This is a genomic window from Immundisolibacter sp. (assembly GCF_041625615.1).
GTDB lineage: Bacteria > Pseudomonadota > Gammaproteobacteria > Immundisolibacterales > Immundisolibacteraceae > Immundisolibacter.
The window spans coordinates 1-26,148 of sequence record NZ_JBFJTF010000015.1; the positions used below are offsets into that span (position 1 = coordinate 1).

General features: G+C 69.9%; 22 protein-coding genes. 17 read left to right on the forward strand and 5 right to left on the reverse strand.

Translation table 11 applies throughout. The features are described from left to right. The 3 genes from ABYX71_RS02215 to ABYX71_RS02225 form a co-directional block, all read left to right on the forward strand. On the forward strand, nucleotides 1-292 hold a 292-nt coding region (locus ABYX71_RS02215; RefSeq protein WP_372694494.1), incomplete at its 5' end, for an endonuclease V. Nucleotides 293-394: 102 nt separating this feature from the next. Beyond that, nucleotides 395-739: a PilZ domain-containing protein gene (locus ABYX71_RS02220; RefSeq protein ID WP_372694496.1), complete on the forward strand. Its 345-nt coding sequence runs from the start codon at nucleotides 395-397 to the stop codon at nucleotides 737-739. 51 nt (nucleotides 740-790) lie between these two features. Further along, complete coding sequence (locus tag ABYX71_RS02225) at nucleotides 791-3,022, forward strand: DUF1631 family protein (RefSeq protein ID WP_372694498.1); 2,232 nt, start codon at nucleotides 791-793, stop codon at nucleotides 3,020-3,022. A gap of 60 nt (nucleotides 3,023-3,082) precedes the next feature. On the opposite strand, the gene ABYX71_RS02230 is transcribed toward ABYX71_RS02225, so the two are convergent. The 4 genes from ABYX71_RS02230 to mnmG form a co-directional block, all read right to left on the reverse strand. After that, nucleotides 3,083-3,922 carry a ParB/RepB/Spo0J family partition protein gene (locus tag ABYX71_RS02230; protein WP_372694500.1) on the reverse strand — a complete coding sequence of 280 codons (840 nt, stop codon included), beginning with the start codon at nucleotides 3,920-3,922 and terminating at the stop codon, nucleotides 3,083-3,085. Continuing rightward, nucleotides 3,922-4,695 (reverse strand): ParA family protein, encoded by a 774-nt coding sequence (locus ABYX71_RS02235; RefSeq protein WP_372694502.1) that lies wholly within the window; start codon nucleotides 4,693-4,695, stop codon nucleotides 3,922-3,924. Before ABYX71_RS02235 ends, ABYX71_RS02230 begins: the two co-directional genes overlap by 1 nt. Before the next feature lie 79 nt (nucleotides 4,696-4,774). After that, nucleotides 4,775-5,434: a 16S rRNA (guanine(527)-N(7))-methyltransferase RsmG gene (gene rsmG, locus ABYX71_RS02240; protein ID WP_372694504.1), complete on the reverse strand. Its 660-nt coding sequence runs from the start codon at nucleotides 5,432-5,434 to the stop codon at nucleotides 4,775-4,777. Then, nucleotides 5,424-7,310: a tRNA uridine-5-carboxymethylaminomethyl(34) synthesis enzyme MnmG gene (gene mnmG / locus ABYX71_RS02245; RefSeq protein WP_372694506.1), complete on the reverse strand. Its 1,887-nt coding sequence runs from the start codon at nucleotides 7,308-7,310 to the stop codon at nucleotides 5,424-5,426. The genes rsmG and mnmG overlap by 11 nt, the downstream gene beginning before the upstream one ends. An 87-nt stretch (nucleotides 7,311-7,397) precedes the next feature. Between mnmG and miaB the strand changes: the two genes are divergently transcribed. The 13 genes from miaB (at nucleotide 7,398) to ABYX71_RS02310 (ending at nucleotide 23,250) form a co-directional block, all read left to right on the forward strand. Next, nucleotides 7,398-8,744, forward strand: a complete 1,347-nt coding sequence (gene miaB, locus ABYX71_RS02250; protein WP_372694508.1) for a tRNA (N6-isopentenyl adenosine(37)-C2)-methylthiotransferase MiaB — start codon at nucleotides 7,398-7,400, stop codon at nucleotides 8,742-8,744. After that, a complete protein-coding gene (locus tag ABYX71_RS02255) occupies nucleotides 8,741-9,721 on the forward strand; it encodes a PhoH family protein (RefSeq protein ID WP_372694510.1) in 981 nt (326 codons plus the stop codon). Before miaB ends, ABYX71_RS02255 begins: the two co-directional genes overlap by 4 nt. Next, nucleotides 9,684-10,172, forward strand: a complete 489-nt coding sequence (gene ybeY / locus ABYX71_RS02260) for an rRNA maturation RNase YbeY (protein ID WP_372694512.1) — start codon at nucleotides 9,684-9,686, stop codon at nucleotides 10,170-10,172. Before ABYX71_RS02255 ends, ybeY begins: the two co-directional genes overlap by 38 nt. Beyond that, nucleotides 10,165-11,022 (forward strand): HlyC/CorC family transporter, encoded by an 858-nt coding sequence (locus tag ABYX71_RS02265; protein ID WP_372694514.1) that lies wholly within the window; start codon nucleotides 10,165-10,167, stop codon nucleotides 11,020-11,022. The genes ybeY and ABYX71_RS02265 overlap by 8 nt, the downstream gene beginning before the upstream one ends. Nucleotides 11,023-11,026: 4 nt before the next feature. Continuing rightward, nucleotides 11,027-12,493, forward strand: a complete 1,467-nt coding sequence (gene lnt / locus ABYX71_RS02270) for an apolipoprotein N-acyltransferase (protein WP_372694516.1) — start codon at nucleotides 11,027-11,029, stop codon at nucleotides 12,491-12,493. Nucleotides 12,494-12,693: 200 nt separating this feature from the next. After that, nucleotides 12,694-15,159 carry a leucine--tRNA ligase gene (gene leuS, locus ABYX71_RS02275; protein ID WP_372694518.1) on the forward strand — a complete coding sequence of 822 codons (2,466 nt, stop codon included), beginning with the start codon at nucleotides 12,694-12,696 and terminating at the stop codon, nucleotides 15,157-15,159. A 29-nt stretch (nucleotides 15,160-15,188) separates the two neighbouring features. Next, nucleotides 15,189-15,683, forward strand: coding sequence for an LPS assembly lipoprotein LptE (lptE, locus tag ABYX71_RS02280; protein WP_372694520.1), 495 nt, complete (start codon nucleotides 15,189-15,191; stop codon nucleotides 15,681-15,683). 2 nt (nucleotides 15,684-15,685) lie between these two features. Then, the gene (gene holA, locus ABYX71_RS02285; RefSeq protein ID WP_372694522.1) at nucleotides 15,686-16,684 is read left to right on the forward strand and encodes a DNA polymerase III subunit delta; all 999 of its coding nucleotides are present in this window, start codon (nucleotides 15,686-15,688) and stop codon (nucleotides 16,682-16,684) included. A gap of 84 nt (nucleotides 16,685-16,768) precedes the next feature. Then, on the forward strand, nucleotides 16,769-18,007 hold the full coding sequence (locus tag ABYX71_RS02290; RefSeq protein ID WP_372694536.1) for a glutamate-5-semialdehyde dehydrogenase: 1,239 nt from the start codon (nucleotides 16,769-16,771) through the stop codon (nucleotides 18,005-18,007). After that, nucleotides 17,971-18,660 carry a nicotinate-nucleotide adenylyltransferase gene (nadD, locus tag ABYX71_RS02295; RefSeq protein ID WP_372694524.1) on the forward strand — a complete coding sequence of 230 codons (690 nt, stop codon included), beginning with the start codon at nucleotides 17,971-17,973 and terminating at the stop codon, nucleotides 18,658-18,660. Before ABYX71_RS02290 ends, nadD begins: the two co-directional genes overlap by 37 nt. A 3-nt stretch (nucleotides 18,661-18,663) precedes the next feature. Further along, entirely contained in the window at nucleotides 18,664-19,032 is a 369-nt protein-coding gene (gene rsfS, locus ABYX71_RS02300; RefSeq protein ID WP_372694526.1) for a ribosome silencing factor, read from the forward strand. After that, complete coding sequence (gene rlmH, locus ABYX71_RS02305) at nucleotides 19,029-19,502, forward strand: 23S rRNA (pseudouridine(1915)-N(3))-methyltransferase RlmH (protein WP_372694528.1); 474 nt, start codon at nucleotides 19,029-19,031, stop codon at nucleotides 19,500-19,502. Before rsfS ends, rlmH begins: the two co-directional genes overlap by 4 nt. Further along, entirely contained in the window at nucleotides 19,492-23,250 is a 3,759-nt protein-coding gene (locus ABYX71_RS02310) for a YhdP family protein (protein ID WP_372694530.1), read from the forward strand. The genes rlmH and ABYX71_RS02310 overlap by 11 nt, the downstream gene beginning before the upstream one ends. Nucleotides 23,251-23,258: 8 nt before the next feature. Here the strand turns inward: ABYX71_RS02310 and ABYX71_RS02315 are convergent, their stop codons facing one another. Next, a complete protein-coding gene (locus ABYX71_RS02315; protein WP_372694532.1) occupies nucleotides 23,259-23,945 on the reverse strand; it encodes a class I SAM-dependent methyltransferase in 687 nt (228 codons plus the stop codon). A gap of 117 nt (nucleotides 23,946-24,062) precedes the next feature. On the opposite strand from ABYX71_RS02315, the gene acs reads away from it, so the two are divergent. Further along, the gene (gene acs / locus ABYX71_RS02320; RefSeq protein WP_372694534.1) at nucleotides 24,063-25,994 is read left to right on the forward strand and encodes an acetate--CoA ligase; all 1,932 of its coding nucleotides are present in this window, start codon (nucleotides 24,063-24,065) and stop codon (nucleotides 25,992-25,994) included. Nucleotides 25,995-26,148: the final 154 nt, after the last annotated feature.

The following is a 26,148-nucleotide window of genomic DNA, read 5'->3' on the forward strand; positions in this document are numbered from 1 at the left end:
CCATCTTGGCGTGCTGACCGGCCTGCCGACGGTCGGCGTTGCCAAGACGCGCCTGGTGGGGGAGCACGGGCGCGTGCCAGATCGGCGCGGTGCCTGGGTGGCGCTGCACCACCGGGGCGAGGTGGTGGGTGCGGTGCTGCGTACGCGTGTAGGCGTCAAGCCGGTGTTCGTGTCGACGGGGCATCGGGTGAGTCTGCCGTACGCCGTAGAGCTGGTGATGGCCTGCACCACTCGTTACCGTTTGCCGCAGACCACGCGTGCGGCTCATGCGTTGGCTTCGGCCACTGGGTAAAGTTTTTTTCGCTCAGTCCGATACGGAGTCCAAGGTGGGCCGACGGGTGTACGATCCCCCATGACAGTTACGATCAAACCAACTTCAAGTGTGGCGATGACAATGCCGGACGAAGCAGAACGGCGCAGCAGTCGGCGCCGATCCCGCGATGAGCGGCTGTTGATCCAGGTGGTGAATGCAGACGGGGCGCCGGAGTTGGCGGGAGCAACGTTGCCGTCACGTACCTGCGACGTGTCGGCCGGCGGGCTTGGCCTGTGGCTGGACAGGCAGCTCGAGCCTGGCGTGCGGATGGAATTGTGGGTCAACGTGAGCGGTGTGCCGGGCAAGTTCTTTCTGTGCGGCGAGGTACGCTGGTCACGCCCGGTGGCGCCGGACTTCCTGCACGGTATTCAGCTGATTCCGGTGCCTGGTGATGATTTGCCGCGGTGGCAGCGTTGCTTCGCGTGAGGTTGAAATGCGCTCGGTGCCCTGGGTGCCCAAGTCGCTGACGAGATCGCTATGAGCCCATCCACGCCTTTCCGGCACAACGCGGCTGGCACCGAAGACGGTTCGGTGCTCGGTGCCGCGCGCCAGGCATTCCTTGGCGCGGTGCGGGACGCTTTTGGCGTCATGCTGGGCAAGCTCGACGATGCCCTGTTCGATTTGGCGCAGTCGTCGGATGACGAGCTGGAGCGCGGAAACTATTTCGACGCCATCCGCGAGCTGCGGCTGGGGCGCGAAACCATCGAAACCCGTTTCCTGGACAAGCTGTCGGCTTGCTGGGATGCCCTCGAACGGGGTGACGGCCCGGCGGAGCGGCACGTGGGCGGGGTCGATCAGAACGAGGTCATTGCGCTGACGGCTGCGGTGCGTTGGGCGGAGGCCGAGTGTGCCGACGCGCTGCGGGGTGTGCGCGACGGGCTGGCGTTGGCGGTCGGCGCGCCGGCGGGCGACGAGCTGGTGGGGCCGCGGCAGGTCTTCGCGGCGTTCGAGGCGGCCTGTCGGGATACGCCGGCCGATCCCGCCGTGCGTCTGATCGTGCTGAAGTTTTTCGAGCGTCACGTCGGCACGGTGTTGCCGCGCATGTATCGCGACCTGGCCGTGGCTCTGGTCGATCCGGCCGCCGAGCCGGGAACGTCGCCGGTGCAGGTCGACCTGCCGCCCCTGCAGGGACAGGCGCTGCCGGGTGACGAGCGGGTGGCGGTGGGCGAGATCGACCTGAGCGACCTGATTCAGAATGCCCTCGCCGGCGGTGGTCAGAAGGGCGAGGTCCTCAAGCTGCTGGCGACGCTGCAGCAGCATGATCGGCCGGGCAGCCGCAGCCGTTCGGCGTCCATCGATCTGGCGCGTGTTGCCAGTTCGTCGGCGGGTGGCGATTTGTCGCCGCAGGTCGTGCTGGACATGGTGGCGCTGCTGTTCGATGCCGTGTTCACGGACGACGCGGTACCGGTGTCCGCGCGCCTGCAGATAGCCCGTCTGCAGATCCCCTTCCTTCGCCTGGCGTTGCGTGATCGCGGCATGTTGGCGCGGCGCACGCATCTGGGGCGGCGGTTTTTCGATCAACTCATCGCTGTGACGCGTTCCTGGCACGAGCCGTTGACCACGCAGCAGCAGCAGGTGCTCTGCAGCATGGTCGACAGCTTCACGGAAGCCTGCATGGATGACCAGCGTACGTTCGCCGCCACGGCCGAGAACAGCCTGGCGGACCTGCGCGGTCTGGCGTTGCCCGCGCCGGTCAGCGAGGAGATCGGTCAATCACACCGCAAATCGCTGGCCGCCCATGCGGACAAAGAGCTGGCCGACCGCCGGCGCCGGGTCGGTCGGCTGCCCGATCCGGTCGACGCCTTCCTGCAGACCCACTGGCGACAGTATCTGGTCGATTGCCTGCAACGCTACGGCATGGACAGTTCACCCTGGTGGCAGGCGCTGGCCACGGTCGACGCGCTGTTGTGGAGTGTTTCCCCCAAGGAAGGGGCTGCCAGCCAGCGACTGGCGGAGTTGCGGCCGCGCATGACGCGGCGTATCCGTCAGGGCATGGATCAGGTGTGTGTGTCCATGTTCGAGCAGGAAGCGTTCCTGGAAGTGCTGGACGAGATTCTGGACCGGGCCCAGGCCGGGGAGCGCGTGTGGGACTGGGAAGGCGAGTCGGAGATCGAAGCCTTGCTCGGTGCCGAGGACCTGTCTGAACCGGCGGCCGATGCCGTGACGGTGGTGGAGATCGACGCGCCGTCGCAGGCAAAGGTCGGGGGGCAGGCTGCCAACGAGGATGCCGCCGAGCCATCCGGTGCGTCATTGCCGGACGCCCCTGAGGGTGGCGCACCGCCCGATGAACAGGCGCCAAGTGTCGATGATGGCCGCGCGCTGCACCACCCGATGGGGCCGGCAACCACCCCGCACGAGGCCGACGCGGTCGACGTCGACGCGCTGCCTGGCGAGCTGGACGAGGTGGCGCCGATGCAGCCGCCGGTGACCGGTGCGGAGGGGACGGCCGAAGGCCCTGCGCAGGATGTCGACGTGAGCGAGCCGGCCTGGACGCATTCGTCGCAGGATGAGGGTGAAGGCGAGCGCGATTTCGGCACGCCGCCGGACGTTGCGGACGCGCCGTCGGACGAGACGCCCGAGAACACGCCGAGCGGTGAGGCGCCGCCGGAGGACGCGACCAGCCTTGAAGCGCTGCTGCGCCGGCGCGGGCTGAGCATTGCCTCCCACGTGGAGGAGGTCGAGGTGACCGAGCGCGGAAGCCGCAGCTGAGGTGCCACGTGCCCGGGCCGGCGGGCGTGCCCGGAACAACCCGCCGCGGCCCGCCGTGGGTCAGCGGATGTGTGCCAGGATGCCGTCCAGTTCGTCCAGGCTGTTGTAGCGGATGACCAGTCGCCCGCCACGGCGGCCGTGCTCGATGGCGACGCGCGCGCCCAGCTGATCGGCCAGGCGCTGCTCGAGCTGGCGCACGTCCGGGTCGGGTGCACGCGGCGCCGGTGGCGTCTCGCCACGCAAGTGCCGCGCCACCAGCTGCTCGGTCTGCCGCACGGACAGGCCGTTCGCCACCACGCGCCGGGCCAGTTCCACCTGGTCGGCGCCGGTCACCGCCAGCAGTGCGCGGGCATGCCCCATGTCGAGCTGGCGGCGTTCCACCAGTTCGCGCACGGCCGGCGTCAGTTGGCGCAGGCGCAGCAGGTTGCTGACCGCGGTGCGCGAGCGGCCAACGGCGCGCGCCACCTGCTCGTGGGTGAGGCCGAACTCGCGCATCAGCCGTTCCAGCGCGTCCGCCTCTTCCATGGCGTTCAGGTCCTGGCGCTGGATGTTTTCGATCAGCGCCACGGCGGCGGCGTCTTCGTCCGGTACGTCGCGCACGATGGCCGGCAGCTCGTGCAGGCCGGCCAGTTGCGAGGCGCGCCAGCGCCGCTCGCCGGCGATCAGCTCATACCGGTTGTCGCCCACGCGCCGCACCACCACCGGCTGCACGACACCCTGGGCGCGGATGGAGTCGGCCAGGGACGCCAGTTCCTCCTCGCCGATGTGTCGCCGCGGCTGGTAGCGCCCGCGCTCGATGTGCTCGATCGGCAGGCGGGTCAGCCGTTCCTGGCCGCTGGCCGATGGGGTGCTGCTCAGCAGCGCCTCCAGACCGCGGCCGAGCCCACGTTTTTGCGTCATCAGGTGGCCTTCAGGTGGTGCCGGCGCAGCATCTCGCCGGCCAGGGTGAGGAACGCCGTGCTGCCGACGCAGCTGCGGTCGTAGTCCAGCACCGGCAGACCGTGGCTGGGTGCCTCTGCCAGGCGAATGTTTCTGGGGATCACGGTGCGGTACAGGCGCTCGCCGAAGTGCTTCTGCAACTGCTCGGAAACGTCGCGTGCCAGGCGGCTTCGCGGGTCGAACATGCTGCGCAGCACGCCTTCCACGTGCAGGCCGGGGTTGGCGCTGGCGGCGATGTCGGAAATGGTGTCGAGCAGGTCCGACAGGCCTTCGAGCGCGTAGTACTCGCACTGCATGGGAATCAGCACCGAGCCGGCGGCGGTCAGCGCGTTGACGGTCAGCATGTCGAGCGCCGGCGGGCAGTCGATCAGGATGTACTGGTAGCCGTCTTCCAGGCCGGCGATGGCATCGCGCAGGCGGAACTCGCGGCGTTCCTGCTGCAGCAGCAGCACCTTGGCGGCGGTCAGGTCCGCGTTGGCCGGCAGCACGTCGAAGCCGGCGCTGCTGGGTCGGCGGGCAGCGCTCAGCGGCACTTCGCCGGTGAGCACTTCCAGCGTGGCCGGGGTGGCCTCGCGCTTGTCGACGCCGCAGCCGGTGGTGGCGTTGCCCTGCGGGTCCAGGTCGATCAACAGCACCCGCTGCCGGGCGCGCGCCAGGCCGGCGGCCAGATTGACGCTGGTGGTGGTCTTGCCGACTCCGCCTTTCTGATTGGCGATGGCGATGATGCGTGGCATGGCAGGCTTCAGGGTCCGTCGGGCGGCGACACTTTAGCAGGATGTCGCGGCAGGCTTTTCGGCTGTCCGCGCCGCAGCGTCAGGCGGCATCGGCGCGGGCCAGGATCAGCAGCGTGCGTTGGCGTCCACCGGTCAGTGCCGGCAGGGGCACGGAGTCCACGTGAAGGAAACCGGGTGGCAGGTCGGCCAACTCGTTCGCCGCCGCCGGGCCCTTGAGGGCATAGATGCGCCCGCCGGGCGCGCACAGGTGGCCGAGCGTGCGCAGCAGGCGGCCGAGGGGCGCGAAGGCGCGGGCGACGACCACCGGAAACGGTGGCGTTGGCCGGTACTGCTCGGCCCGTGCCCGTACCACCTCGACGTTGGCCAGTCCCAGCGTCAGGGCGGCGTGCTGTACGAAGCGCGTCTTCTTGAGGTTGCTGTCGAGCAGCACGTGCGCCACCTGCGGACGGGCGATGGCCAGTGGCAGGCCGGGGAAGCCGGCGCCGGTGCCGACGTCCAGCAGCCGCAGCGCGGGCAGGTGCGGCAAAACCGCCAGGCTGTCGAGCAGGTGGCCGGTGACCATGTCGCTCGGTGTGTGCAGCGCGGTGAGGTTGTAGTGGCGGTTCCAGGTTGCCAGCAGCCGCAACAGGTGCAGCGCCGTGTCACGCGCCGTCGCCGGCAGGTCGAGGTCAAGGCGTGCCAGGCCGGTATCCAGCACCGCCGCCGCCTCGGCCCAGGCCGGCGTGTCCTCAGGCGGCATCGGCGGCGCGGCGCTGACGCTTGAGGTGCACCAGCAGCACCGAGATGGCCGCCGGCGTCACGCCGGGGACGCGGCTGGCCTGGCCGACGGTGGCCGGCTTGGCGGCGGCGAGCTTCTGTTGCACCTCGTGCGACAGGCCGCGGATGGCGGCGTAGTCGAGGTCGGCGGCCAGGGCGGTGTGTTCGTGATGGCGCTGGCGCTCGATTTCCGCCCGTTGGCGTGCCAGGTAGCCGTCGTACTTGATGTCGATCTCCAGTTGCGCGGTGGCAGCGGTGTCGGCGTGCGGTTCACAGAGCCCCGGCAGGCGGTGCAGGGCCGCGTAGTCGATGCCCGGCCGGCGCAGCAGTTCGAGCGCCGTGGTGTCGCGCGACAGCGGCCCGCCGAGCAGTGCCTGCTGGCCGTCATCGAGTGCCTGGGCGCGCACCAGCACGGCGCCCAGGCGCCGCGTCTCGGCAGCGATGGTGTCCTGAATGCGGCAAAAGCGCTGCCAGCGGGTGTCGTCCACCAGGCCAAGCTCTCGACCGGCTTCCGTCAGGCGCTGGTCGGCGTTGTCCTCGCGCAGCCACAGGCGGTACTCGGCGCGCGAGGTGAACATGCGGTACGGCTCGCGCGTGCCGCGGGTGGTCAGGTCGTCGATCAGCACACCCATGTAGGCCTGGTCGCGTCGCGGCCACCACGGCTCCTGTCCGCCGGCGCGGCGGGCGGCATTCAGACCCGCCACCAGGCCCTGGGCGGCAGCCTCCTCGTAGCCGGTGGTGCCGTTGATCTGGCCTGCGAAGAACAGGTCGCCCAGCGCCTGCGTTTCCAGCCACGGGTACAGGGCGCGGGGGTCGAAGTAGTCGTATTCGATGGCGTAGCCCGGCCGTAGCAGGTGCGCGCGCTCGAAACCGGCGATCGAGCGGACCACCTCGAGCTGCACGTCGAACGGCAGGCTGGTGGAAATACCGTTCGGGTAGACCTCGGCGGTATCGAGTCCCTCCGGCTCGACGAAGATCTGGTGACTGGCCTTGTCGGCGAAGCGCACCACCTTGTCCTCGATGGACGGGCAGTAGCGCGGTCCCACGCCCTCGATGACGCCCGCGTACATGGGCGAACGGTGCAGGTTGGCGCGAATGATGTCGTGCGTGCGTTCGCTGGTGTGGGTGATGTGGCAGTGCACCTGGCGCGGGTGCAGGTCGGCGTGTCCGAGGTACGAGAACACCGGCATCGGCGTGTCGCCGGGCTGCTCTGTGAGGCGCGCGTAGTCGATGCTGCGGCCGTCCAGGCGCGGTGGCGTGCCGGTCTTCAGGCGGCCGACCGGCAGGTCCAGTTCGCGCAGCCGTCGCGCCAGTGCCGCGGCCGGCGCATCACCGGCGCGGCCGCCGCCGTACTGCTGTTCGCCGATATGGATGACGCCGCCGAGAAAGGTGCCGGTGGTCAGCACCACTGCGCGGGCGCGAAACGTCAGCCCCATCTGCGTCACGACGCCGCGCACGCGCCCGTGCTCGACCACCAGATCGTCCACGGCCTGCTGGAACAGGTGCAGGTTCGGCTGTGCCTCGACCATGCCGCGAATGGCGCGTCGGTACAGCGCCCGGTCTGCCTGAGCGCGGGTGGCGCGCACCGCCGGTCCCTTGCTGCGGTTCAGAACCCGGAACTGGATGCCGGCGCGGTCGGCCGCCAGCGCCATGGCGCCGCCGAGGGCGTCGATCTCACGCACCAGGTGGCTCTTGCCGATGCCGCCGATGGCCGGGTTGCACGACATCTGGCCGATGGTTTCGAGGTTGTGCGTGAGCAGCAGCGTGGCCGCGCCGATACGTGCGGCGGCCAGCGCGGCCTCGACACCGGCGTGGCCGGCGCCGACCACGATCACGTCGAAAGGGCGGTCGAACTGCATGAGGGTCGCGGGTAGGGAGGGGAAACTCGTTATGATAATGGGCCTTAGATCACTGTGTCAGGCCGCTCGCGGCCGTTTCCTGCGCCCATGACCCAACCCCGAAAGCTGCACGTCAAGACCCTCGGCTGCCAGATGAACGTTTACGACTCGCAGCGCATCGCCGATGTGCTGGCGCAGTCGCACGGCCTGGAGTCCACCGACGACCCGGCCCAGGCCGACGTTCTGCTCCTGAACACCTGCTCGATCCGCGAGAAGGCGCAGGAGAAGGTGTTCTCCGAGCTGGGCGCCTGGTGGCATGCCTACAAGCAGCAGCGCCCGGACGTGGTCATCGGCGTTGGCGGCTGCGTGGCCAGTCAGGAAGGCGAGCGGCTGCGGTCCCGGGCGCCGTTCGTCGATCTGGTGTTCGGGCCGCAGACCATTCACCGCCTGCCGTTGCTGCTCAATCAGGCGCAGGGCCGGCGCGCGGCCGTGGACGTGAGCTTTCCCGAGATCGAGAAGTTCGATCACCTGCCGTTGCCGCGTGCCAGCGGACCGACCGCGTTCGTCTCCATCATGGAGGGCTGCTCGAAGTACTGCAGCTTCTGCGTCGTTCCCTACACGCGTGGCGAGGAGTTCAGCCGCCCGCTGCTGGATGTGCTGACCGAGGTGGCGGTGTATGCCGAGCAGGGCGTGCGCGAGGTCACGCTGCTGGGCCAGAACGTGAACGCCTACCGCGGCCCGACGCCGCGTGGCGGCGTGGCGGATCTGGCCGAGCTGATCCGGCAGGTGGCGCAGATAGACACCATCGAGCGCATCCGCTTCACCACCTCGCACCCGGTCGAGTTCACCGACGGCCTGGTGACGGCCTACGCCGAGGTGCCCAAGCTGGCACCGCACCTGCACCTGCCGGTGCAAAGCGGGTCGGACCGCGTCCTGCGCGCCATGAAGCGCGGCCACACGGCGGCCGAGTATCTGGAAAAGATCGCGCGGGTGCGGGCGGCACGGCCGGATCTGAGCCTGACCACGGACATCATCGTCGGTTTCCCGGGCGAGACCGAGGACGACTTCGAGGACACGCTGGCCCTGGTGCGGGCGGCCGGCTTCGACGAGGCATTCAGCTTCATCTACAGCGCGCGCCCCGGCACGCCGGCGGCCGCGCTCCCGGACGAGACGCCGGCCGAGGCCAAGAAGGCGCGCCTGGCGCGGCTGCAGGCATTGATCGCCGGTCAGTCGCAGGCGTATGTGGCGGGGCTGGTCGGCAGCGTGCAACCGGTATTGGTGGAAGGACCCGCCAAGCGCGGTCAGGGTCGCCTGCACGGGCGGCTCGGCAACAATCGGGTGGTAAACTTCGCCGCGTCTGAGCAGCTCATAGGCCAATTGGTGGACGTCAAGATCACCGCAGTTTCCGCCCATACCCTGCGCGGCGAGCCGACCGGTTCGCGCACCGCCGCGTGACGGCGCCCGCCGAGGCGAGCGCCCAAGCCGCGGTGACGGAAGTCACCCTGGACCCGAGCGACAACGCGCGTCTGGCGCGCCTGTGTGGGCCACTGGATGCCCATATCGGCCAGGTGGAGCGCCATTTTGGCGTCCTCATCAGGCGTCATGGCCACTCCTTCGCCATCAGTGGTGACCCGGAGCCGGTGGCCGGTGCCGGCGCGGCACTGAAAACGCTCTACGCAGAAACCGCGACCGGCGAGGAACTGTCGGCGGCCAAGGTGCACCTGCTGATGCGTGGCAGTGACGCTGACGGTGAACAGCCGGTGGTGGCCGTCGGTCGGCGCCTTCAGGTGCGCGCCCGTGGCCGTCGTCAGGCCGACTATCTGCGTGCCATCCAGACCCACGACATCAACTTCGCCATCGGCCCGGCCGGCACCGGCAAGACCTATCTGGCGGTGGCCTGCGCGGTGCAGGCGCTGCTCGAAGAACAGGTGCAGCGGCTGGTGCTGGTGCGCCCGGCCGTCGAGGCCGGCGAGAAGCTGGGCTTCCTGCCCGGCGATCTGGCGCAGAAGGTCGACCCGTACCTGCGCCCCATCTACGACGCCCTGTACGAGATGCTCAGCTTCGAGAAGGTGGGCAAGCTGATCGAGCGGCAGGTGATCGAGATCGCGCCGCTGGCGTACATGCGCGGGCGGACCCTGAACGAGGCCTTCATCATCCTGGACGAGGCACAGAACACCACGCCCGAACAGATGAAGATGTTCCTGACACGCATCGGCTTCGGCTCCACCGCGGTGGTGACCGGTGACGTGACGCAGATCGACCTGCCGCCCGGCAAGCCGTCGGGCCTGAAGCACGTGCTCGGCGTGCTCAAGGGCGTGGAAGGCATTTCCTTCAGCCAGTTCACAGCCCGCGACGTGGTGCGTCACCCGCTGGTCGAACGCATCGTCAATGCTTATGAGCGCGACGCCGATTCCTCCAGCCATCGAAGTTGACATCGACCGCGCCAGCACCGTTGCGGCGCCGCTCGACACGGTCCTGAATACCTGGGTGCAGGCCGCCGCGTCGCAGCTGCCGGCGGTGCCGTTGAGCGTGGCGGTGCGCCTGGTCGACACCGCCGAGGCAACGTCCCTGAACCGCGACTACCGCGGCAAGGACTACGCGCCGAACGTGTTGTCGTTCCCCCTGCACGCCGATTTTCCGCTGCCCCCGGACGAGCCGCGCCCGCTCGGTGACGTGGTGCTTTGCCTGCCGGTGGTGCAGGCCGAGGCGGCGACCTATGGCAAGTCCTTCGAGCAGCGCCTGGCCCATCTGCTGATTCACGGCGTGCTGCACCTGGCCGGACACAGTCACGACGAGCCGTCCGAGCGCGAGGCCATGGAAGCGGCCGAAACCGCCGTCATGGCGCGCCTGGGCTACCCCGACCCCTACACCAGTGATGAGTAACGACATCCATTTCGGCCTGTTGCAGCGGATTGGCCACGCACTTTTCGGCGAGCCGATCGACCGCGAGTGGCTCATGCGCCACCTGAAGGATGCCGAGGCGGCGGCGGTGCTCGACGCCGGCACGCTGAGCATGATCCAGGGCGTGCTGACCATGGGCGAGCGCCAGGTGCGCGACGTCATGGTGCAGCGCTCGCAGATGGTGGTGATGCGCCGTGACGATGACCTGGCGGCGCTGGTGCGGGTGGTGGTCGACAGCGGCCACTCGCGCTACCCGGTGATCGGCGAGGACCGCGACGAGGTGGTCGGCATCCTGTTGGCCAAGGACCTGCTCGGGTATCTCGAACCGGGGCAGGACCTGCCGTTTGCCCTGCGCGACGTGCTGCGCCCGGCCGTGTTCGTGCCCGAGAGCAAGCGCCTCAACGTGCTGTTGCGCGAATTCCGGCAGACACGCAACCACATGGCCGTGGTCGTTGACGAGTACGGCGGCGTGGCGGGGCTGGTGACCATCGAGGACGTGCTCGAGCAGATCGTCGGCGAGATCGAGGACGAATACGATTTCGACGAGGACGAAACCGACATCGAGCCGATCGACGACACCAGCGCGCTGGTGCGCGGCCTGACACCGATCGAAGCCTTCAATGCCCATTTTGGCGTGACGTTCAGCGACGCCGAGTTCGACACCGTGGGCGGCCTGCTGGCGCACCAGTTCGGCCATCTGCCGGAAGTCGGCGCGCGGCTCGAGTACCAGGATTTCGAGTTCGAGGTGACCGCCGCCGACGCCCGGCGTATCGAGCAGGTTCGGGCCGTCCGTGCCGCTCCCTCGCCGGACGCAACCGAAGACGACGGCTGAGCCGATGACAGGACTGCGCGGCCGCGTCGGCGCCGTGCCGGCCCTTGTGGCGGGCGGCATGATGCCGCTGGCCTTCGCGCCATTCAATCTGTGGTTCCTGGCGCCGCTGGCGCTGGCCGTGCCGCTGCGCCTGGCGCTGGCCGCCACGCCACGGCAGGCGGCGCTGTACGGGTACCTGTTCGGGCTCGGCTGGTTCGCCGGCGGCGTGCACTGGATCTACGTCAGCTGCCATCGCTACGGCAACATGGACGCCCCGAGTGCCGCGCTGGCCACTGCCGTGCTGGTGGCGTATCTGGCGCTGTTCCCGGCCCTCGGCCTGCTGATGGCGCGTCGCCTGGGCCGCAGCCGCGCGGCCTTTCTGCTGGCCGCGCCGGGGACGTTCGGTCTGGCCGAGTGGCTGCGCGGCTGGCTGCTGACCGGGTTTCCCTGGCTGGCGCCGGGCTACAGCCAGATCGACAGCCCCCTCGGCGCCTACGCGCCGCTGGGCGGTGTCGCCGGTGTCGGGCTGGTGCTGTTGGCTGTCGCCGCCGCGCTGGCGTGGCTGTCTACCTGGCCGCGCCGCCGCTGGCCGGCACTCGCTGCCCTGGTGCTGCTGCCGGCCGGCGGTGTGCTGGTCGATCGCCTCGACTGGAGCGAGCCTGCCGGGCCGGCGCTGGAACTCGCGTTGCTGCAGGGCAATGTCGAGCAGCAGATCAAGTGGGACCCGGCGCATTTCGAGCAGACGCTGGCGCGCTACCTCGAACTGACGCGCGCGGCGGACGGCGCCGACGTCATCATCTGGCCGGAAAACGCCATTCCGGCCCTGCCGGGCCAGCTGCCGGCCGGTTACCTCGAAACCGTGCGCGCGGCCGCCGCCGGCGCCGCCGTGCTGGTGGGCATCCCCACCGAGGACCCGGACGGCCGCTACTACAACGCCGTCCTGCACCTCACACCGCCCGGCGGCGAATACCGCAAGCGCCATCTGGTGCCGTTTGGCGAGTACGTGCCGTTCAAGCGGCAGGTCGGCCCGGTGCTGGACCTGCTGGCGGTGCCGATGTCGGACTTTTCCACCGGTGGTGCCGGCCAGGTGCCGTTGCAGGTGGCCGGCAGCAGCGTGGCGGCCTCGGTGTGCTACGAAATCCTGTTTCCACGGGAAATGCGCGCGGGTGCCGCGGCGCAGTGGCTGGTGAACGTCAGCAACGATGCCTGGTTCGGCGACTCCATCGCCCCGCCACAGCACCTGCAGATCGCCCGCATGCGGGCGCGCGAACTGGCCCGGCCCATTGCCCGCGCCACCAATACCGGCATCACCGCGCTCATCGATGCGCGCGGCCGGGTTGCCACCCAGGTGGCGCCGTTCAGTGTCACCACGCTGCGCGGGCACATCGTGCCGCAGCGCGGTCTCACGCCGTTTGCGCGCTACGGTGAGGCGCCCGTCATCGCGCTGTGCCTGGTGCTGTGTGGGGTTGCCTGGCGCCGGCGGGGCTCCTGAATCGACGCCAGGCGTGCCCGACCGGGGGCGGCGGTTCATTGCCGTGGTGAGCGCTGCGTAGTGCGCGCGTGCGTTTCGGTGCCCCGGCTGTCGGGCCCGGCAGGTGGGGCGAAGCGGTGCGTGTGCGGGTGCCGGGCGCAGGGATGGACGTGCCCGCCGGCTATAATCTGCCGTCTTTTGTCCCCGGATTTGCGTTCCCGATGAATCGACAGTACGACGCCGCCGCCGTCGAGGCCCAGGCTCAGGCCTGGTGGCAGGATCAACAGGTTTTCGCCGCCGCCGACGCGGGACCGGGCGAAAAGTTCTACTGCCTGTCGATGTTTCCGTACCCGTCGGGCGCGCTGCACATGGGCCATGTGCGCAACTACACCATCGGCGACGTGCTGGCGCGCTACCAGATGATGCAGGGCCGGCGGGTGTTGCAGCCGATGGGCTGGGACGCCTTCGGCATGCCGGCCGAGAACGCCGCCATCCAGCGCGGCATCGCGCCGTCGCGCTGGACCTACGACAACATCGCCCACATGCGCGGGCAGCTGCAGCGGCTGGGGTTTGCCTACGACTGGCAGCGCGAGCTGGCCACCTGCCGGCCGGACTACTACCGCTGGGAGCAGTGGCTGTTCACGCGGCTGCTGAAAAAGGGCCTGGCCTATCGCAGGCTGGCGGCGGTGAACTGGGACCCGGTCGACCAGACCGTGCTGGCCAACGAACAGGTCATCGACGGCCGCGGCTGGCGTTCCGGCGCGCCGGTGGAACGGCGCGAGATTCCGCAGTGGTTCCTGCGCATCACCGCGTATGCGGACGAGCTGCTGGACGGGCTGGACGAACTGGACGGCTGGCCGGAGTCGGTCAAGGCCATGCAGCGCAACTGGATCGGCCGCTCGGTGGGTCTGGAACTGAGTTTCGAGGTGCCCGCCTACGGCGCGCTCAAGGTGTTCACCACCCGCCCGGACACGTTGTACGGCGTCACCTACATGGCGGTGGCGGCCGAGCATCCACTGGCGCAGCAGGTGGCGGCCGGCAACCCGGCGCTGGCGGATGCCATCGAGAAACTCAAGCCGCGCGAGACCAGCGAGGCGGCGCTGCAGACGCAGGACAAGCTCGGCGTCGACACCGGCCTGCGTGCGGTGCACCCGCTGACCGGCGACGAACTGCCGGTGTGGGTGGCCAATTTCGTGCTCATGGATTACGGCGAGGGCGCCATCATGGCGGTGCCCGGCCACGACCAGCGCGACTGGGAATTCGCCCGCGTCTACGGCCTGCCCATCACGCCGGTGGTGGCGCCGGAAGGGTTCAGTGACGAGCCGGCCAAGCTGGTCGAGCACGGCGCGTTCACCGACAAGGGCCTGCTGGTCAACTCGGGGCCCTACGACGGCCTGGCCTTCCAGGACGCCTTCGACGCCATCGCCGACCTGGCCGAGCAGCGCGGTCTGGGCACGCGGCGCGTGCAGTACCGCCTGCGCGACTGGGGCGTGTCGCGACAGCGCTACTGGGGCTGCCCGATTCCGGTCATTCACTGCGAGGCCTGCGGCGCGGTGCCGGTGCCGGACGCGCAGCTGCCGGTGCTGCTGCCGGAGGACGTGACCGTGGACGGCAGCGGCTCGCCGCTGACCCGCATGCCCGAGTTCTACGAGACCACCTGCCCGCAGTGCGGTGCGCCGGCGCGGCGCGAGACGGACACCTTCGACACGTTTTTCGAGTCGTCCTGGTATTTCGCGCGCTTTGCCTGTCCGGATCTGGACACCGCCATGCTGGACCAGCGCGCCGACCAGTGGCTGCCGGTGGACCAGTACGTCGGCGGCATCGAGCACGCCATCCTGCACCTTCTGTACGCGCGGTTCTTCACCAAGCTGATGCGTGACGAGGGGCTGATCGGCGTCGACGAGCCGTTCACGCGCCTGCTCACGCAGGGCATGGTGCTCAAGGACGGCGCCAAGATGTCCAAGTCCAAGGGCAACACGGTCGATCCGCAGGCGCTGATCGACCGCTACGGTGCCGACACGGCACGGCTGTTCATCATGTTCGCGGCGCCGGCCGAGCAGGCGCTGGAATGGTCCGACGAGGGTGTCGCCGGGGCCAATCGCTTTCTGAAGCGCCTGTGGGGGTTCGCGGTGGACTTTGCCGCCTGGCGCGAGCAGGCACCGGCGGCCGATCTGGCAACGCTGGACGACGCCCAGGCGGCGGCGCGGCGCGAGATCCACGCCAACCTGCAGCAGGCCAGCTACGACTTTGGCAAGGGCCAGTTCAACACCGTGGTGTCGGCCGGCATGAAAATGCTGAACGAGCTTTCCCGTCTGCCGGTGCCGGAAAGCGGCGGTGCCGGCTACCGGGCGGTGGTGGAGGAGGGGTTGTCCATCCTGCTGCGCGTGCTCTCGCCCATCGTGCCGCACATCACGCACTGCCTGTGGCAGGGGCTGGGGCACGGGGAGGCGCTGCTGCGCGCGCCCTGGCCGCAGGCCGACCCGCAGGCGCTGCAGGCGGACGAGATCACCCTGGCGGTGCAGGTGTCGGGCAAGCTGCGTGGCACCATCCGCGTGCCGGCCGAGGCCGACCAGGACGCCATACGCGCCGCCGCCCTGGCCGAGCCCAACGTGCAGCGTTTCGTCGCCGACAAGCCGGTGCGTAAGCTGATCGTGGTGCCTGGCAAGCTGGTCAATATCGTCGTCTGATACCTGCCCCGACCCCGGATGTAATCCTGATGAAACGACTCTGTCACCTGCCCGTTCTGGTCGCCGTGCTGCTGCTGGCCGGCTGCGGTTTCCATGTGCGCGGCAACTACCAGCTGCCGGACACGCTCGGCGCGGTGTTCATCGACGTGCCGGGCTACGACTACGACCTGCGTCACCGCCTGCAGCAGGCACTGACCAGCCGTGGTGTCACCCTGGTGGATGACGCCGCCGACGCCGACGCGGTGCTGCAGATCACCCGGCCGCGCTTCGCCACCCGGGTGCTGTCGGTGGGCACCGATGCCCGCGTGCGCGAGCACGAACTGCGCTACACGCTGGGCTTCCAGTTGCGCGGCCGCGACGGCAAGTATCTGGTGCCGCCGCAGTCGGTGGAGCTGCTGCGCGACGTCACGTACGACGAAACCAACATCCTGGGCAGCCAGAGCGAACAGAGCGCCGGCCGCCTGGAGCTGCAGGACCAGGCCGTGCAGCAGATCGTGCGGCGCCTGGCGGCGCGCCTGAGCTAGCGATGCCGCTGAGGCCCGAGCAGCTGGCGTCAGCGCTCGGCGGATCGCTGGCGCCGCTGTACCTGCTCGCCGGCGAGGAACCGCTGCTGGTGGCCGATGCCGCCGACGCGGTGCGCGCGGCCGCACGCAAGGCCGGTTTCACCGAGCGGGTGGTGTACGAGGTCGAGCGCGGCTTCGACTGGAGCGTGCTGCGCGGCGAGGCGGCCAGCCTGTCGCTGTTTGCGGAGCGGCGCCTGCTGGAACTGCGCCTGGGCAATGGCAAGCTCGGCGAGGATGCCAGCGCCGCCCTGTGCGAGTACGCGTCCGCGCCGCCGGACGACGTGCTGCTGCTGCTGACCGGCGATGCCTTCGACCGGCGTGCCCGCAGCAGCGCCTGGTTCGGCGCCTGCGAGCGGGCCGGCGTGGCCATGTACGCCTGGCCGCTGGAGGCAGCGGCGCTGCCGCGCTGGCTGAGTGCGCGGGCGGCGACACGGGGGCTCAGCCTGGACGCCGCCGGTGCCGGCGTGCTGGCCGAATTGACCGAGGGCAACCTGTTGGCGGCGGCGCAGGAAGTGGACAAACTGGCGCTGCTGTGCGAGCCCGGCGCGACCCTGGACCGCGACGGCGTGCTGCAGGCGGTGGGCGACAGCGCGCGTTATGCCGTGCGTGACCTGGCCGACGCGGCGCTGGCCGGCGACCGCCCGCGCCTGACCCGTGCCATCGCCCACCTGAAGGATGCCGGCGAGACGCCGATTCTCGCCCTGTGGCAGCTGACGCAGGACCTGCAGCGCCTGTGTGACGGTACGGCGCACGGCCAGCCGCCGCGCCGGCGCGAACTGCTTGACCGCGTCCGCCGGCGCCGACCGGCGGCTTACTGGCAGCGCCTGCTGGTGCAGGCGGCGGCGGTGGATCGCGCCAACAAGGGGGTTGGCGAGGGCGGCGACGCCTGGCAGCAGCTGACCGGGTTGGCGCTGCGCATGGCGGGGCCGGGCGCGCGCGGTGCCGACGGGCGTCAACGTTGACGGTGCGTTGTCCAACGCCCGTGACGGCGCGAGATCGAACTTGAAGGAATGAAACCGGAGCCGGACGTGGAACTCGAGGTTTACATGCGTGAACTCGGCCAGCAGGCGTGCCAGGCGGCGCGCGCGCTGGCCCGTGCCAGCACGGCGGCCAAGAACGCCGCCCTGCTGACCATTGCCGATGCCCTGCAGCAGGCGCAGCCGGCCCTGCTGGCAGCCAACGAGAAGGACCTGGCCGGTGGCCGCGCCGCGGGCCTGGATGCCGCGCTGCTCGACCGCCTGACGCTGAATCCGGCGCGTATCGCGGCGATGGCCGACGGGCTGCGCCAGATCGCCGCGCTGCCGGACCCGGTCGGCGCCATCGACGACCTGCGGGCGCGTCCGTCGGGGATCCGCGTCGGGCGCATGCGCGTGCCGCTGGGTGTGATCGGCATCATTTACGAGTCGCGGCCCAACGTGACGGCGGACGCCGCCGGGCTGTGCCTGAAATCCGGCAACGCCTGCATTCTTCGGGGTGGCTCGGAGGCGGTGCATACCAACCTGGCCATCGGCGCCTGCATCGCCGCCGGGCTGGAGACGGCCGGGCTGCCGGTAACCGCCGTGCAGGTGCTGGAAACCACCGACCGTGCCGCGGTTGGCCTGCTGGCGGGCATGGTCGGGTTCGTCGACATCATCGTGCCGCGCGGCGGCAAGGGACTGATCGAGGCGGTGATGCGTGACGCCCGCGTGCCGGTGCTCAAGCACCTGGATGGCGTCTGCCACGTGTACGTGGACGACGGCGCCGACCCCGACATGGCCCGGCGCATCGTGCTGAACGCCAAGACCCATCGCTACGGCGTGTGCAACGCCATGGAAACGCTGCTGGTGGCGGCTGGCGAGGCGCCGGCGCTGCTGCCGCTGCTGGTGGCCGACCTGCGCCAGCACGGGGTCGAGCTGCGTGGCTGCCCGCGGGCCCGCCAGCTGGTGGCCGACCTGCAGCCGGCCGACGAGACCGATTGGTCGGCCGAATATCTGGCGCCCATCCTGGCGGTTCGGGTGGTGGATGGCCTGGACGAGGCTATCGATCACATCGCCCGCTACGGCTCGGCGCACACCGAATCCATCGTCACCCGTGACCTGGCGCGCGCTGACCGGTTCCTGCGTGAGGTCGATTCGGCGTCGGTGATGGTCAACGCCTCCACCCGCTTCGCCGACGGCTTCGAGTACGGCCTGGGCGCCGAGATCGGCATCAGCACGGACAAGCTGCACGCGCGCGGGCCGGTGGGGCTGGAAGGGCTGACCAGCCAGAAGTGGGTGGTGCTCGGCAGCGGCGAGGTGCGAAGCTGAGCCGGCGTCTGCGGCCGGTCGCCCTGCTGGGCGGCACGTTCGACCCGGTCCACGTCGGCCACCTGCGCGCGGCGCTGGAAATCCGCGACGCGCTCGGCCTGGGCCAGGTGCGCCTGGTGCCGGCGCGGGTGCCGCCGCACCGCCCGCAGCCGCGCGCCAGCGCCGCGCAGCGTCTGGCGCTGTTGCGTCTGGCCGTGCGTGGCGTGCCGGGGCTGACGGTGGACGAGCGCGAGCTGCGCCGCGATGGCCCGTCCTACATGGTGGACACGCTGACCGGGCTGCGGGCGGAGCTCGGCCGCCGGCCGCTGTGCCTGCTGGTCGGGGACGATGCCTTTCGCGGCTTGCCGGGCTGGCATCGCTGGGAAGCCCTGTTCGACCTGACGCACCTGGTGGTGGTGCAGCGTCCGCCGCTGGCCGGACAGGAACCGACCCTGCCGGCGCCGCTGCGGCAGGCGCTTCAGGGGCGCTGGGCGGACGATCCGCAGGCCCTTTCGGGCACCCCGGCGGGTCTTGTTTGGAAACAGCCGGTGCCGCCGCTGGACATCTCTGCCACCCGTATCCGCAGCCTGCTGAAAGCCGGCGCCAGCGCGCGCTTTCTCGTGCCTGACGCATGCCTGCGGTACATTCGTCATCACCATCTCTACACCGATTGATTCATGTCCCAAGACCAGGCCGGCCTCAAGGCCGTGGTGCTCCAGGCACTGGAAGATCTCAAGGCCGTCGACGTGACGGTCCTCGAGGTGAGCAAGCTGACCAGCATGACCTCGGTCATGGTGGTCGCCAGCGGCACGTCGAACCGCCACGTGCGGGCACTGGCGCAGGCCGCCCGCGATGCCGCCAAGGCGGCCGGCTATCCGGTGCTCGGAATAGAGGGCGAGGGTGACGCCGAGTGGGTGCTGGTGGACATGGTCGACCTGGTGCTGCACGTCATGCTGCCGCAGACCCGCGCCCTGTACCGGCTTGAGGATCTGTGGTCGACCGTGCCGCGGCGCGCGCAGGCTGAGCAGGCCGGCGACGGGGCGTGAGCCAGGTGCTGATACTGGCGGTCGGCCAACGGCCGCCGGGCTGGGTCAGCACCGCGTGTTCCGACTATCTGGGCCGCTTCGGCCGGCGCCTGAAGGTGGAGCTGAAGGAGGTTGCGCCGGCGCGTCGCGGCGGCGCGCAGCGCACCGCCGCACTGGCGCAGGAAGACGCGCGTCTGATGGCTGCCCTGCCGGGCAGTGCCTTTCCGGTGTTGCTGGACCCGCGCGGGCAGATGTTCGATTCCGAACGGCTGGCGCAGGCCTTGTCCGGCTGGCTGGCACAGGGCGGGCCGCTGGCGCTGGTGATCGGCGGTGCCGACGGCTTCGGTCCGGCCATGCGGGAGCGGGCGCGGGCCAGCTGGTCGCTGTCGTCGCTCACGTTTCCGCACATGCTGGCGCGGGTGGTGGTGCTCGAGCAGCTGTACCGCGCCTTCAGCCTGCTGCATAACCTGCCGTACCACCGTGAACACTGAACCCGAGCCGGCGCCCGCGTCCGGTCTGCGTCGGCTGGGGCAGCGCGCGCGGTCGCTGACGCTGTGGCTGGCGTTCGCTGTGCTGGTGCTGACCGCCGTGGTGCTCACCGTCGTGCGGGTGACGTTGCCGCAGCTGGAGCGGCATCCACAGTACGTGGCGGCGCTTGCAAGCCAGGCCCTGGGTCATCCGGTGCAGTTCCAGCGGTTGACCGCGGGCCTGGAGGGCAACACGCCGCAGATCACGCTGCATGGCGCGAGCGTGCAGGGCGATGACGGCAGTCGGACGCAGGTTCAGGCGCTGCGTCTGCGTTTCGACTGGAGCGCCTCGTTGCTGGCGCGCGCGCCGCGGCTGTCGTCGCTGGAAATCGACGGCCTGCATCTGGCGGTGGTGCGTCAGGCCGATGGTCGCTGGCGGTTCGGCGGGATCGGGACGCGTACCGAGGTGCCCGGCAGCGAAGCCCTGGACTGGTTGCTGGCGCAGCGGATGGTGCGCTTGCAGCGGGCGGTGATCGACATCTCGGACGCGACCGAGTCGGCTCGTGCGCTGCGTCTGGAGCAGGCGGCGGTCACGCTCCGGCGCCATGGCGACCGACATCGGGTACGGGTCGATGTGGGCGTGGGTGGCATGGCCAGTGGCTCGTTTCGCCTGCTGGCGGAGATCCGGGGGCTGCGCCCGGACGTCGCCGCCAGCAGGGGCCGCGCCTACGTGATCGCGCGCGACGTGGCCGGCGCGAACGTGCCGTTCGGAGCGTTGTTGTTCGGCGGCCAGCTGGACGGCGAAGTGTGGCTGCGCTGGCAGGGTGGCCGGATCGAGCGGGTCGCCGGCCGGGTCGACGGCCGGGGTCAGTTCCAGCGCGGACAGACACTCCTCACACTCGACGCTCTGCGGGTCGGTGGTGTGTGGCAGCGTACCCCGGATGGCTGGCTGGCCGGTGTGCAGCGCCTGCGGGCGGAGTCCGGCGCTCAGACCTGGCGGGTCGATGACGCGTACGTGCGCCGCGACGGTGAGCGCCTGGCGCTGCGGGCGGCGTTGGTGGACCTGGCGTCGGCGCGGTCGTGGCTGGCCCTGCTGGCGCCGGCCGATCGGGACTGGGCCGAGGTGCTGGTGCAGGCGGACCCGACGGTTCGCCTGCGGGATTGGCAGCTCAGCGGCCGGCCGGGTGACTGGCGCAGTCTGCGCCTGCAGGCACAGGTGGATGAGCTGGCCTGGCAGTCGGTAGACGCTGTGCCGGGCATGGACGGGCTGGCGGGCGAGTTGCGCGTCGGTGCCGGCGCCGCCAGTTTCTCGCTGACCGGCGCGCCGACCCTGGCGCTGAATGCGCCCACCCTGTACAGCGTGCCGATGCAGGTTCACGCCAGCCGCGGCACGGTCACCGCGCAATGGGACGACGATGGCCGCGCCATGCAGCTGGACGCGTTTTCCGGTCGCTACGCCGACATGAACCTGGCAGCCCGCGCACGTGTGTCGCTGCCGGCGGCAGGTCCACCGCAGCTGTTCGTGCAGGCGAGCGTGCCGCAGGCGGCGGTGCAGGAACTGTTCACGCTGTTCCCGGACCGCACGCTGTCGCCGAAGTTCATCGACTGGGGGCGGCGCGCCTTCCTGGGCGGCACGCTGAGCGACATCGAACTGCTGGTGAATGGCAACCCGCGCGAGTTTCCGTTTCGCGACGGTCAGGGCCAGCTGCTGGGGGAGGCCGGGTTCTCCGGCGTGGCGCTCGACTACCAGCCTGGCCGCAACTGGCCGCCGGTTGCCGGGGGGCGCGGACACCTGAGCCTGCGTGGCCCCGCCCTGTCGCTGGCCGTGGCCGAGGCGCAACTGCTGGACAGTCGCGCCAGCGACGTGCAGGTGCGCATCCCGGACGTGGTGACGCGGGAAAAGCGCCTGCTGCTGGAGGGTACCGCCACCGGACCGGCGCAGGACGTGATCCGCTTTGTGCGGCAATCCCCGCTGGCGGCGCGTTTTGGCAGGGCCGTCGAGCGTTTGCAGTTCACCGGCACGGCGCAGACCACGGTGGCGCTGGATCTGGTGTTCACGGGCCCGGCCAAGCGGGTGGCGGTCGACGGCAGCACGCGCCTGGACGGCAACCGTCTGGTGGTCGCCGGCACCGGCATCGAGCTTTTGGCCCTGCAGGGCGCCATCGGTTTCACGCGCGGCGGGCTGCAGGCCAAGGGCGTGCAGGGGCGGTTTCTGGGCGGGCCGGTGACCGTCGATCTGGCCAGCGTTCCAGGTTCCGGCTTGCGCCTTGAACCACGCGGGCAGGCTGATGCCGGTGCTGTGGTGCAGTTCCTGCGCCTGCCGTGGCCGCAGCTGTTCGCCGGCACGGTGCCCTGGCAGGGCGGCGTGGACATTGCCGGCCGTGGCGACATTGACCTTGACCTGGCGCTGGATTTGTCCGGGGCGGTGGCCGGGTTGCCGACGCCGCTTGATGTGCTGCACCGCGCGCCGCTCAAGGTGCAGGCGCGGCGGGCGGTGGTGGACAGCAGCTGGGATGTGACGCTGGCGGCTCCACCGTTGGCGGCGCGGCTCGATCTGATGCCGGCCGCCAGTGGTGGCACCATCCTGCGCCGCGGTGACCTTGCGATTGATGCGGCCATTCGCTTGCCGCCGGCCGGGTTCAATGTGCACGGACGCCTGGACCGTCTGGCACTTGAACCGTGGCTGGGCTGGCTGGCGAAGCACGTTGATGCGGCCGCCGTGGGCGACTGGCCCTCGCCGCGCGTGGATGTGTATGCCGACCGGGTCGATTATCTGGGGCAGCGCTTCGCCGGCTTGCGCTTGCAGTTGATGCGCGAAGACGGCTGGCGAGTGAGCGTGGATGCCCCGGATATCGCCGGCACGGCCCACGTCACTGGGCGTGGCGACGACCAGCGGGTGCAGCTGGATCTGGCCCGGCTGTACCTGGCTCGCCAGCCGGTGTCGGGCGACGGCAAGGGCAGGGGCGTCGATCCGGCTACGGTGCCGCAGTTGGGCGGGCGCATTGGCTCACTGCGTTACGGCGGCGAGGATTTCGGGGCGCTGACGTTCGCCAGTCGGCGTCAGGCCGATGGTCTGACGTTCGAGCAGGTGGCGCTGACCGGTGGCTACGGCACCATCACCGGGCGGGGCAGTTGGCGGGGCACGGCGGCAGCCAGCACCACCCGGTTGGAAGCGAAGGCCGACTTCAAGGATTTCGGTGCCTTTCTGGGGCATCTGGGTGTCAGCAAACTGGTCCGTGGCGGACGTGGAAAACTCGAAACGGACATCGCCTGGCCGGGCAGTCCCGGTGCCTTCGATTTTCCCGCCCTGGAAGGACGCGTCAGTGGTGATTTGCGCGACGGCATGTTGCCGGACGTCGAGCCCGGTGTGGGGCGTCTGTTCGGTATCCTCAGCCTGGACAGCGTGGCGCGGCGTCTGACGCTGGATTTTCGTGACGTGTTCGGTCGCGGTTTCGCCGTTGATCGCATGCGTGGGGAGCTGCGTCTGCAGGCCGGTCGGGCCGAGCTGCGCAACCTGCGTGTGCGCGGGCCGGCGGCGCATCTGACACTCAACGGCAGTACCAGTCTGGTCGACCGCAGCCTGGACGTGGACGTGCTGGCGGTGCCTCAGGTCACGTCCAGCCTGCCGCTGGCAGGGGCCATCGCAGCCCCCGGTGTCGGCGCTGCCATCTTTCTGGGTCAGAAGATCTTCGAAGGCGCCATCGACAAGGTCACCGAGCAGCGCTACCACGTGACCGGCACCTGGGCGGAACCGAAAATCGACAAACCCTGAGGCGGCGCTCAGGGCCGCCGACCGGTGAGGATCACCGACACCGGTCGGCCGGTGAGGGGGTGCACGGGCTCGTCCATGGCGATCAGCGGCAGGCCGTGATCAACGAACAGCCGGACCCAGCCTGCCAGCGTGCGGAAGTACCACGGTGGCGGGTCGGCAAATCCCTCGCCGCAGCCGGCCCAGGAGCCGGCGCGCCAGCCGTCGCGATACGGCTGGCCGGGGTCCTCGGCGTGCGGGTGCAGGGTCTGCACGACCAGCACGCCGCCGGGGCGCAGCAGCGCCGGCGTGGCGCGAAACAGTGCCTCGGTCGAACGCTGGCCGAGCAGGGCGAAGTTGCACACCACGGTGTCGAACGTGTGCCCGATGATGCCGGCCGCCAGGTCGTCATACGACGCGACTGCGAACTGACCTGTGCCGGTTGTCCGGGCAGCGTCGATCAGGCCCGGTTGCGCGTCTACGCCCAGTACCTCGAAACCGAGCGCGCTCAGGCGGCGCGACAGCCACCCCTCGCCGCAGCCGGCATCCAGTACGCGTTTCGGCTGTTGACGCGTGACGGCATCCACGATGGCCTGGTCGGTCACCAGCCGGCGGCTGTCGATGCGCTGTCCACGCACGGCGGCGGTCCACGGCGCGGCGTTGCGTTGCCACGCTGTGCGGATATCCGCCTCGTGTTGATCGTCGTGCGGCGGCTCCACGCGGCTGTCCTCGTTGTGTGCTGACCGGTGGCGTGTCTCGACGCCCATCGTCCGCTTACTTACCATTTGTTGTTCGAACGCCGTCGCGTCACGGCGCGTGAGTCATCAGGGGAACCCATGTCCGACGAGAAAATCTATCCGGTACCGGCCGACTTCGCCGCCCGCGCGCACCTGAAAGCCGCCGATTACGAGGCCCTGTACACCCGCTCGCTGGCGGATCGCGACGGTTTCTGGGCTCAGCAGGCCAAGGATCTCATTACCTGGTTCGAGCCCTGGCACACGGTGTGTGACGAAGACCTCGCCCGCGGTCACGTGCGCTGGTTCGACGGTGGCAAGCTGAACGTGGCCTACAACTGCCTGGACCGGCATCTGGACACCCGCGGCGAGCAGACGGCGCTGATCTGGGAGGGCGACGATCCGTCCTTTGCGCGTCACGTGACCTACCGCGAGCTGCACGACGAGGTGTGCCGCCTCGGCAATGTGCTCAAGCACCGCGGCGTGAAGAAGGGCGACCGGGTGTGCATCTACATGCCGATGATCCCGGCGGCGGTGGCGGCCATGCTGGCCTGCGCGCGTATCGGCGCGGTGCATTCGGTGGTGTTCGGCGGTTTTTCGCCGGAATCCATCAAAAGCCGCATCCTGGATTCCGACTGCCAGGTGGTGATCACCGCCGACCAGGGTCTGCGCGGCGGAAAGACCATTCCGCTCAAGGCCAATGTGGATCAGGCGCTCGAAGGCTGCCCGGGCGTGCATACGGTGCTGGTGTACCGGCACACCGGCGCCGACATCGGCTGGAAGGACGGCCGCGACGGCTGGTACCAGGACCTCTTGGCGTCGGCCAGCGCCGACTGTCCGGCCGAGCCGATGGACGCCGAGGACCCGCTGTTCATTCTCTACACCTCCGGCTCGACGGGTAAACCGAAGGGCGTGCTGCACACCACCGGTGGCTACATCACCTACGCTGCGCTGACGCACAAGTACGTGTTCGACTACCACGACGGCGACGTGTACTGGTGTACGGCGGATGTCGGCTGGGTGACCGGCCACAGCTACATCGTCTACGGCCCGCTGGCCAACGGCGCCACCAGCCTGGTGTTCGAGGGCGTGCCGACGCACCCGACCCCGGCGCGCTTCTGGGAAGTCATCGATAAGCACCAGGTCAACATCTTCTACACGGCGCCCACCGCCATCCGCGCCCTGATGCGCGCCGGCGACGCGCCGGTCAAGTCGACCAGCCGCAAGTCATTGCGCCTGTTGGGTTCGGTCGGCGAGCCGATCAATCCCGAGGCCTGGGAGTGGTACCACCGCGTGGTGGGCGAGGGGCGCTGTCCCATCGTCGATACCTGGTGGCAGACCGAGACCGGCGGCATTCTGATTTCCCCGCTGCCGGGCGCCACGGCGCTCAAGCCGGGCTCGGCCACCAAGCCCCTGTTCGGCGTGGAGCCGGCGCTGATGGACGCCAGCGGTGAGGAACTCACCGGCGCGGCCAGTGGCAACCTGGTCCTGAAGCGGTCCTGGCCGGGCATGATGCGCAGCGTGTTCGGTGACCACAAGCGCTTCATCGACACGTACCTGAAGGCCTATCCCGGCTACTACTTCACCGGTGACGGCTGCCGGCGCGATGCCGACGGCTATTACTGGATCACCGGTCGCGTGGACGATGTGATCAACGTGTCCGGCCATCGCCTCGGCACGGCCGAGATCGAGTCCGCCCTGGTACTGCACGAGGCCGTCGCCGAAGCGGCCGTGGTCGGCTACCCGCACGAGGTCAAGGGCCAGGGCATCTACGCGTATGTGACGCCGATGGCCGGCATCCAGCCGACCGAGGCGCTGCGCCAGGAGCTGGTGGCGCTGGTGCGCAAGGAAATCGGCGCCATCGCCAGTCCGGACGTCATCCAGTGGGCGCCCGGCCTGCCCAAGACGCGCTCGGGCAAGATCATGCGCCGCATCCTGCGCAAGATCGCCGAGAACGACCTGAAGAACATTGGCGACACCACCACGCTGGCCGATCCGGCGGTGGTGGACGACCTGGTGGCCAACCGGGGCTGAGTCGGACCACCTGTGCCGTCAGGCCACGGTTTCCCGATGGCCTGACGGCGCGTGGCATCGATGCAGGACGCTGCTGGCGCCTACTTCCAACAACCGTCGTCGGCGTAGCTGCCGGACGTGTTGGGGCCATCCTGGTCGACGGCAAACGTGCCGC

Bases quoted from the DNA above. Each gene is read 5' to 3' on its own strand.
- ABYX71_RS02220 (WP_372694496.1), top strand. From the start codon at position 395: ATGCCGGACGAAGCAGAACGGCGCAGCAGTCGGCGCCGATCCCGCGAT.
- ABYX71_RS02225 (WP_372694498.1), top strand. From the start codon at position 791: ATGAGCCCATCCACGCCTTTCCGGCACAACGCGGCTGGCACCGAAGAC.
- ABYX71_RS02230 (WP_372694500.1), bottom strand. From the start codon at position 3,922: ATGACGCAAAAACGTGGGCTCGGCCGCGGTCTGGAGGCGCTGCTGAGC.
- ABYX71_RS02235 (WP_372694502.1), bottom strand. From the start codon at position 4,695: ATGCCACGCATCATCGCCATCGCCAATCAGAAAGGCGGAGTCGGCAAG.
- rsmG (WP_372694504.1), bottom strand. From the start codon at position 5,434: ATGCCGCCTGAGGACACGCCGGCCTGGGCCGAGGCGGCGGCGGTGCTG.
- mnmG (WP_372694506.1), bottom strand. From the start codon at position 7,310: ATGCAGTTCGACCGCCCTTTCGACGTGATCGTGGTCGGCGCCGGCCAC.
- miaB (WP_372694508.1), top strand. From the start codon at position 7,398: ATGACCCAACCCCGAAAGCTGCACGTCAAGACCCTCGGCTGCCAGATG.
- ybeY (WP_372694512.1), top strand. From the start codon at position 9,684: ATGAGCGCGACGCCGATTCCTCCAGCCATCGAAGTTGACATCGACCGC.
- ABYX71_RS02265 (WP_372694514.1), top strand. From the start codon at position 10,165: ATGAGTAACGACATCCATTTCGGCCTGTTGCAGCGGATTGGCCACGCA.
- lnt (WP_372694516.1), top strand. From the start codon at position 11,027: ATGACAGGACTGCGCGGCCGCGTCGGCGCCGTGCCGGCCCTTGTGGCG.
- leuS (WP_372694518.1), top strand. From the start codon at position 12,694: ATGAATCGACAGTACGACGCCGCCGCCGTCGAGGCCCAGGCTCAGGCC.
- lptE (WP_372694520.1), top strand. From the start codon at position 15,189: ATGAAACGACTCTGTCACCTGCCCGTTCTGGTCGCCGTGCTGCTGCTG.
- holA (WP_372694522.1), top strand. From the start codon at position 15,686: ATGCCGCTGAGGCCCGAGCAGCTGGCGTCAGCGCTCGGCGGATCGCTG.
- ABYX71_RS02290 (WP_372694536.1), top strand. From the start codon at position 16,769: ATGCGTGAACTCGGCCAGCAGGCGTGCCAGGCGGCGCGCGCGCTGGCC.
- rsfS (WP_372694526.1), top strand. From the start codon at position 18,664: ATGTCCCAAGACCAGGCCGGCCTCAAGGCCGTGGTGCTCCAGGCACTG.
- acs (WP_372694534.1), top strand. From the start codon at position 24,063: ATGTCCGACGAGAAAATCTATCCGGTACCGGCCGACTTCGCCGCCCGC.